This window comes from Neisseria montereyensis, from assembly GCF_024834045.1.
GTDB lineage: Bacteria > Pseudomonadota > Gammaproteobacteria > Burkholderiales > Neisseriaceae > Neisseria > Neisseria montereyensis.
In genome coordinates this window covers 1-7,904 of sequence record NZ_JANUXW010000016.1, presented here as the reverse complement: position 1 = coordinate 7,904, position 7,904 = coordinate 1, and the positions used below count along the sequence as shown (strand labels likewise).

Here is a 7,904-nt window from a genome sequence, read left to right as displayed (position 1 = left end):
AAGAAGGTGTGGAAATGGTAATGCCGGGTGAGAATGTAACGATTTCGGTAGAGTTGATTGCTCCGATTGCTATGGAAGAAGGTTTACGTTTTGCCATTCGCGAGGGTGGTCGTACAGTAGGTGCCGGTGTAGTATCTTCTATCATTGCTTAATCGGAAGGGTATAGATAAATGGCAAATCAAAAAATCCGTATCCGTTTAAAAGCTTATGATTACAGCTTGATTGATCGTTCGGCTCAAGAAATTGTTGAAACAGCCAAACGTACTGGTGCTGTGGTTAAAGGACCGATTCCTTTACCAACCAAAATCGAACGCTTTAATATTTTGCGCTCTCCTCATGTGAATAAAACTTCTCGTGAGCAGTTAGAGATTCGTACTCATTTGCGCTTAATGGATATTGTTGACTGGACGGATAAAACTACCGATGCTTTGATGAAGCTCGACTTACCCGCCGGTGTAGACGTTGAGATTAAAGTTCAGTAATTAAACTTCTATCTTAAGAAAATAAAGCCTCAAGCTAATTACATAGCTTGAGGCTTTTGTTTTGGGGTTTATCTTAAAAAGTAATTTTATTTTACTTTTTCTGGGATTTTTGCAAAGACTCTATATCGTGGTATGAGCAAATTTTAAATCGAATATTTATGGTTTTAGAATGATTGGGATTGAGCGGTTTTTTAATAGGGCTTATTAAACGATGTGCTACAATCTTAAAACTATTTATTAAGTATAAGGGTAGGTTATGTCTGATTTTCGCCAAGATTTTTTAGAATTTGCATTGGCACAAAATGTATTGAAATTCGGTGAATTCACTACTAAAGCGGGTCGTCAGTCTCCTTATTTTTTTAATGCGGGTTTGTTTAATGACGGTGCTTCGACTTTGGCGCTAGCAAGATTTTATGCACAAGCCATTATTGAGAGCAAAATTGAGTTTGATATGTTGTTCGGCCCTGCTTATAAAGGCATTATTTTGGCAGCAGCGACAGCGATGATGCTAGCTGAACACGGTGTAAATGTACCTTTTGCCTATAATCGTAAAGAAGCAAAAGATCATGGTGAAGGTGGTGTATTAGTGGGTGCACCACTTAAAGGCAGGGTATTGATAATTGATGATGTGATTTCGGCCGGTACTTCGGTGCGTGAGTCGGTTAAATTGATTAAAGCTGAAGGTGCGGAGCCTGCTGCTGTCGCGATTGCTTTAGATCGTATGGAAAAGGGAACCGGTGAGTTGTCTGCGGTTCAAGAAGTTGAAAAACAGTATGGATTACCCGTTGTTGCTATTGCTAATCTGAATGATTTATTTACACTTTTGCAAAATAATGCGGAGTTTGGCGGCTATTTGGAACCTGTGCGTGCCTATCGGAAACGTTATGGTGTGGTATAGTGGCTAGTAAGTCTGGTGTTTTGCCGATGAATTTTTGATAAATACCGAATAATGATGATTAAGTTATTTAGAAACTGAAGTAAACAAAAGTCACATAACTTATCTGAAAACATTGCCAATTTATGTTAAATTGACATTATTGTTATATAAACTGCTAAAAATTAAAGAGAAGAAAATGTTCAAACCAATTGCCTTAGTTACTTTGCTATTGACTGCAAGCATACCTACTTATGCGGAAACGCTTAATTACAATGTTGTTGAATTTTCAGAAAGTGCCGGTATTGAAGTGGTTCGTGATACTGCTTCTGCGCGGTTGCGTGTGCATGAAGAAGGTGTTAATCGTGAGGCAGTCAGTGCCAATTTTATTAAAAAATTGGATAGTGTAACCCGTAAGGCGACAGCTAGCCCGTTTAAAACCGAGTTAATAAGCCGTAGTGCATCGCCACGTTATGAGTTTTCTGATAAAGGTAATCGTACCCAGACGGGATGGGAAGAAGAAGCTTTATTGCAAGTTGAAAGCCAAAATTTTGAAGCGATAAACCAATTGATTGCAGATACGCAGCAAGATGCTAATTTGGAAAGTTTGGTTTTTAGTGTGTCGAAGCAAAATCGTCAAGATGCTGTTGATGAGGTAAGTAGGTCTGCTTTGCGTCGTTTTAAAGATCGGGCGGCTGCTTTAACCAAAGAAATGGGATTCAGAAGCTATAAGATTGTTCATCTTGATTTTGGGCAAATTGGTAATCGTACGGTTAATAATGGTATGGCTATGATGCGTGCCGCTCCTGCAGGAGCTATGGCTTCGCCGTCGGTACCTGAGCAAACGGTACCCGGTACTGAGGAAGTAAGTGTTACTGTACACGGTACGATCCAGATGTAATTTTTAATGATTCATTTTAGGCTGTCTTTCTAAATAGGCCGTCTGAAAACAGTAACGGTCAACCTTAGGAGTAATTGTATGAAACCGACCTTATATCTCAGCAGCCTTGTCTGCTCGGCCGCATTAGCGTTGGCCGGATGCACATCTGTAGCCGAAATGGCGGGCTATGATAGTGCCACATTAAATGAAAGTGCTGCCAAAAGCTATAACCAAGTTGTACAGGAGGCTCGTAGTAAACGGGTATTGGATACAACATCTAAAACATCACGCCGTGTTCATGCGGTATTTAACAGACTTAAACCCTATGCGGAGCGCGCTAACCAAACGGGCGTGCCTTTCAATTGGCAAATGAATGTTATCCGTTCTGATGAAATGAATGCTTGGGCTATGCCCGGTGGCAAAATGGCGGTGTATACCGGTATGGTCGAACGTTTAAATCTGACCGATGATGAAATAGCAGCTATTGTCGGTCATGAAATGACCCATGCCTTACTTGAGCACAGTAAGAAAGCCATCGGGCAGCAGGTGTTGACGAATTTGGCTGTCAGTGTCGGTGGTTCATTAGTGGCTTCTCAGACCGGAGTTAGCCAAGATACCATCGGTTTATCGTCTAGTCTGCTTAGCCAATATGGTGTGAATATGCCTTTTTCGCGTAGTCAGGAACGTGAGGCGGATGCCGGTGGGGTGAGACTGATGGCTCAGGCCGGTTATAACCCACAGGCGGCTATTAATGTGTGGGAAAAAATGAACCGTCTCAACGATAATAACAATGCTTTAAATGCGATTACTTCTTCTCACCCGACTAATAATGCACGGATGCAGGCAATACGCAATATGTTGCCGGAAGTGATGCCGATTTATGAACGTAGTAAGAAGCGTTAAATTCATTGTTTGAAATAAATGATATTTAATCTTTAAACTAACAAAGCCGTCTGAAAACTTTCAGACGGCTTTGTTTTTGATATCTAAGTTTTATTGTTTACGATAAGCCGCTTTAAAAATGGATAAACTTATCTGTTTATGATTTATTCATATTATTGCGGTTGGGAATCGGTTGAAACGCTTTTATATTTTAGGCGGCTCTGTTGTTGATTCGGCAGACTCAAAGTTTTGCGGCTGCGTAACATCGGACGCTGCAATATTATTGTCGGCTGTCACTTCCTGAACTTCCGAGTGGCTTATCGGCGTTTCATCTGCTGTTAGCGGATGCTCGTTAGCTGTTGTTGTCAACTCGGTTTCCGAATCAATATTATGATTTTGTTGAACATCATTGTTTATTGCAATGTCGTCGGTAGAGTGATCCGGAGGAAGAATGGTTTCTTTATTGTCGATTGTTGTGGATGCAGCCAGATAAGCTACGGTAACAGACGTATCACCTCTTAAAGCAAGCTGTTGTTGTAAAGTGTCTTTATCCATTAAGGTATGTGCACCATCACTTAAATGGCGGACAACTTTTTGATAACTTTTATTGAGTTCGTCTACTGCGGCGGCCGTTTCAATAAAATGTTCGTCTACTTTTTGCCGGTATTGCCCGAATTCTTGTTTTAAAGCTTCATGTTCTTTTTTACTCTTGCCGTTTTTTCCGCGTAATCCAAGCCACATCAGAAAGAGGCCGATAACGAGGCCGATAAGTGCGGCAATAGCAAGTTGTGCAGCCCAAGGTAAAGTTGTATTCATATTTTTCCTTTCATTAAATCAGCTACTATCTTACCAATGATATGGCAGAAAAACCAATGAAACCGGTAATAAGCTGAAAATTTCATGGGATATAGTTCCTGATTTTAATATGGTTTACATTTGATTTAACTTCATTAGGTAATGGCTGCCACCGTAATTTTGGAAAGGCCGTCTGAAAAACCGAGAGAATAACGACGGGGCAGCACGCCACTGACAAAACCGTTTTGCACAGTGGTTTCATAAGCACAGACCAAACGTTCTTCAGATAATAGATTAATAGAATAATCTGGGTTTAATAAAGGGGAAATACGGCTGAACAAACGCCAGATAACACGACTGCCATCGGGTAGATTCGGATTGGCTTGAAAGCTGACATTGCCCTCGTTGCAACCTACATGATAATGATCATAATCAAACGGTTCGGTATCGGGAAAAGGATGGGCATCAAAAAAACCAAAAATACGGTCATGTGCACATAAGCTTTGGCAAACATAAGGCCATACGTTTTCTCGTAAGAAAAACTGGTCGGCAAAATGCCTTGATTCAACCGGCTTGCTTAAATAAGCCGTTATTTTTGTTTCTATATTGGGTACGCTGCCGACTATTGCGCCCCATAGTCCGGCTAGAATTAATTCGGTATGAGTGCCGGCATCGCGCATGGTGTGGAAACGTTTGCCGCTATTTATCCAAGCTTCGACGGCATGGGCTTCGCGTTGGGAAATCACAGAGTCGGCATCGCGGAAAATTACCCGTTCCGCTTCGGAATCGTTAATGGCCAAAAATCGCCACATGGTCCCCGGCCATTGTTCTTGCTCCGGTGATACGCGCACAATTTCCGCACCGTGTTGCCGCAAACGTTGTAAGGCTTGTTCGGGAACACTGCCGTCAACATAAAAACGGCATACCCAGCCCGGATAGATGATGCTGGCTAATTCGGTATTGATAACGGCTGGTTCGATATATCCGGCATGATTGCCAAATAAAGAGAATGAAATAATTTTTTTACCGCTTGATTTGATTGAAATATCAGGTTGGGGCGGGCGGTTTTTTATATTACGGTTCCGGTTTTCCAGTGCCTGTCGTCCGTATAAACGGCAATTTTCCCAATCATGCAACGCACCATAAGCGTGGGCAAGGGCATCTAGTGAATTGATATGATCGGGATTGCGCTGCAGGGCTTTTTTAGCATAGGAAATCCCTTCCTGCCATAATTCACCTTTAACGGCTGCAGTAGCGGCATCGCTAAGTGGTGCCACGGCTTGGGGAATCAGTTTATGTGCTTTTAGTGCTTCGGATACTGCCTGTTGATATTGTTCCATAGCCATATAATGGCGGAATGCTACGGAAATTTTATCGAGTTGTTGTTGGATTTTTTGTTGTTGTGGCGTGAGACGTTTCTTCATATTTATGGGTTTTCCTGTTTCAGACGGCCTATTGGTGATGCAAAACTTAATATATAAACTATATAAAATGCTATCTGTATAGAATAAATCTTGCCCAATAGCAATGGCAAATAAATTTAATGATAGCCAATCATGTATTTATACAAAGCGGCTGCAAAAATACTTTGTTTCGGGCATATTATAGATTTTTAATATGGTTTTTCTAAAATATTGAATAAGAATTTTTTAGATGACTTTAGAGTAAATACTTATAATATTTACAAGCTTTTCGATCATAAAAAGATTTATACTATTACCGGAGGATAGCTGCCAAAACTGCCTTTTTCTGATATTTTACTGGACATTTAATAACAACTTGGTGAAAATAGCCAAATATCTTTTTTTGTTACCGCTTGTAAAGGCGTCTCATTCCCAACAGCCGGACACGTTATTTCCATAGTGAAAAACAGTGTTTCGGTACAGCTTTAAAATAAGCAAAAGGAACCCTAATGGACTTACGCAAACTGAAAAAACTGATTGATTTGGTTGAAGACTCGGGTATCGCCGAAATAGAAGTTACCGAAGGCGAAGAGAAAGTACGCATTACGCGTGCGACCGCTCAGCAACAAGCTATTTATACCGCACAGCCTATGCCGGTACAGCATGCGGCGACTGCTCCGGTTGCGAATACCCCCGCTCCTGTTGCCGTGCCCGCCGAAGCCCCTGCTGAGCGTGATTTTTCCAATGCACAAAAATCGCCTATGGTCGGTACGTTTTATCGCGCACCCAGCCCCAGCTCGCCCCCGTTTGTAGAAGTCGGACAAGCCGTTCAGGTGGGTGAAACATTATGTATTATTGAGGCCATGAAGCTGATGAATGAAATCGAAGCGGAAAAATCCGGTGTGGTCAAAGAAATTTTGGTTGAAAACGGTCAACCCGTCGAATACGGCGAACCCTTGTTTATCATCGAATAAGCTGTTTCAGACGGCCTTCCATTAAGGCTTAGGCCGTCTGAATATTGGCATTCAGAGCAAAGCAAACGCTTTGAAATTTCTTCTGAAAGAATCCCTATGTTGAAAAAAGTATTGATTGCCAACCGCGGTGAAATCGCTCTCCGTGTATTACGCGCCTGTCGTGAAATGGGCATTGCTACCGTAGCCGTACATTCCGAGGCTGATAATGATAGCCTGCATGTAAAACTGGCAGACGAATCGGTATGTATCGGCCCTGCACCATCACCGCAAAGTTATCTGAATATTCCGGCTCTGATTGCGGCGGCAGAGGTAACCGGAGCGGATGCAATTCATCCGGGCTACGGTTTTTTGGCTGAGAATGCCGATTTTGCCGAGCAAGTGGAACAATCCGGTTTTGTATTTATCGGCCCGCGTCCCGAAACTATCCGCCTGATGGGTGATAAAGTGTCGGCCAAACATGCCATGATTGAGGCCGGCGTGCCATGTGTTCCCGGCTCGGAAGGTGCATTGCCTGATGATGACAAAGAAATTTTGAAAATTGCCGATGCTGTTGGCTTTCCGGTGATTATTAAAGCATCCGGCGGCGGCGGCGGGCGCGGTATGCGTGTGGTTGAGAAAAAAGAAGATTTGCTTAAAGCCGTAGAGATGACGAAAACCGAAGCAGGTTTGGCATTTGGCAACCCTATGGTGTATATGGAGCGTTATCTGCAAAAACCACGTCATATCGAAATTCAGGTGATGGCTGATGAGCAAGGTAATGCCATTTATTTAGGTGAGCGTGATTGTTCTATGCAACGCCGCCATCAAAAAGTGATTGAGGAAGCGCCCGCACCCGGTATTACTGAAACGGAACGCCGTAAAATCGGTGAGGCTTGTGTGGCGGCATGTAAACGCATTGGTTACCGTGGTGCCGGCACATTTGAGTTTTTGTATGAAGATGGTGAGTTCTTCTTTATTGAAATGAATACCCGTGTTCAGGTTGAACATCCGGTTACCGAACTGATTACCGGTGTGGATATCGTTCAAGAGCAAATCCGTGTGGCAGGCGGTGCTGCTTTGCAATACCAACAAAAAGATATCGTATTGCAAGGACATGCTTTTGAATGCCGTATTAATGCGGAAGATCCTTATAACTTTATTCCTAGTCCGGGTTTGATTGCAAGTTGTCATTTACCGGGCGGATTGGGTGTTCGCGTTGACAGCCATATTTATCAAGGCTACCGTATTCCGCCAAACTACGACAGCCTAATCGGTAAAATCTGCGTACACGGTAAAAACCGTCAGCTAGCTATGGCGAAAATGCGTGTTGCTTTAGCGGAGTTGGCTGTTACCGGTATTAAAACCAATACGCCGTTACATCGTGATTTGTTTGTCGATAATGATTTCCAAGAGGGTGGGGTAAGTATTCATTACCTTGAGCATTGGTTGGAAGAGAAGAAAGCGCAAGCAGAAAAATAAGGTTAGTGACATTTTATGCATTAACAAAGGCCGTCTGAAATATTGATCTGACCCCCAAATCTTGGACAAACATAAAAGCCTTTTCAGGCTGCCTTTTCGAGCTGGGTTCTGTATGCTACGGGACTCAGCTTTTTCAATTTCAAACTACATCTGTCA

Annotated in this window: 9 protein-coding genes; 7 read left to right on the top strand and 2 right to left on the bottom strand. The window is 42.6% G+C overall.

The genetic code is table 11. The features are described from left to right. The 5 genes from NXS09_RS10710 to NXS09_RS10690 form a co-directional block, all read left to right on the top strand. Positions 1–152: EF-Tu C-terminal domain-related protein (locus NXS09_RS10710; RefSeq protein ID WP_491904498.1), on the top strand; the 152-nt coding region annotated here is incomplete at its 5' end. 18 nt (positions 153–170) lie between these two features. Then, a complete protein-coding gene (rpsJ, locus tag NXS09_RS10705; protein ID WP_002642322.1) occupies positions 171–482 on the top strand; it encodes a 30S ribosomal protein S10 in 312 nt (103 codons plus the stop codon). Between the two features lie 256 nt (positions 483–738). Next, a complete protein-coding gene (gene pyrE, locus NXS09_RS10700; RefSeq protein WP_259292506.1) occupies positions 739–1,380 on the top strand; it encodes an orotate phosphoribosyltransferase in 642 nt (213 codons plus the stop codon). Between the two features lie 175 nt (positions 1,381–1,555). Next, positions 1,556–2,257: an SIMPL domain-containing protein gene (locus NXS09_RS10695; RefSeq protein ID WP_259292505.1), complete on the top strand. Its 702-nt coding sequence runs from the start codon at positions 1,556–1,558 to the stop codon at positions 2,255–2,257. Between the two features lie 78 nt (positions 2,258–2,335). After that, positions 2,336–3,139, top strand: coding sequence for a M48 family metallopeptidase (locus NXS09_RS10690; RefSeq protein ID WP_259292504.1), 804 nt, complete (start codon positions 2,336–2,338; stop codon positions 3,137–3,139). A 183-nt stretch (positions 3,140–3,322) separates the two neighbouring features. On the opposite strand, the gene NXS09_RS10685 is transcribed toward NXS09_RS10690, so the two are convergent. Continuing rightward, the gene (locus NXS09_RS10685; protein WP_259292503.1) at positions 3,323–3,934 is read right to left on the bottom strand and encodes a Z-ring associated ZapG family protein; all 612 of its coding nucleotides are present in this window, start codon (positions 3,932–3,934) and stop codon (positions 3,323–3,325) included. Positions 3,935–4,068: 134 nt separating this feature from the next. After that, positions 4,069–5,337 (bottom strand): tetratricopeptide repeat protein, encoded by a 1,269-nt coding sequence (locus NXS09_RS10680; RefSeq protein ID WP_259292502.1) that lies wholly within the window; start codon positions 5,335–5,337, stop codon positions 4,069–4,071. A 488-nt stretch (positions 5,338–5,825) separates the two neighbouring features. On the opposite strand from NXS09_RS10680, the gene accB reads away from it, so the two are divergent. Beyond that, entirely contained in the window at positions 5,826–6,290 is a 465-nt protein-coding gene (accB, locus tag NXS09_RS10675) for an acetyl-CoA carboxylase biotin carboxyl carrier protein (RefSeq protein ID WP_259292501.1), read from the top strand. A gap of 96 nt (positions 6,291–6,386) precedes the next feature. After that, on the top strand, positions 6,387–7,748 hold the full coding sequence (gene accC, locus NXS09_RS10670) for an acetyl-CoA carboxylase biotin carboxylase subunit (protein WP_259292500.1): 1,362 nt from the start codon (positions 6,387–6,389) through the stop codon (positions 7,746–7,748). Positions 7,749–7,904 lie beyond the last annotated feature (156 nt).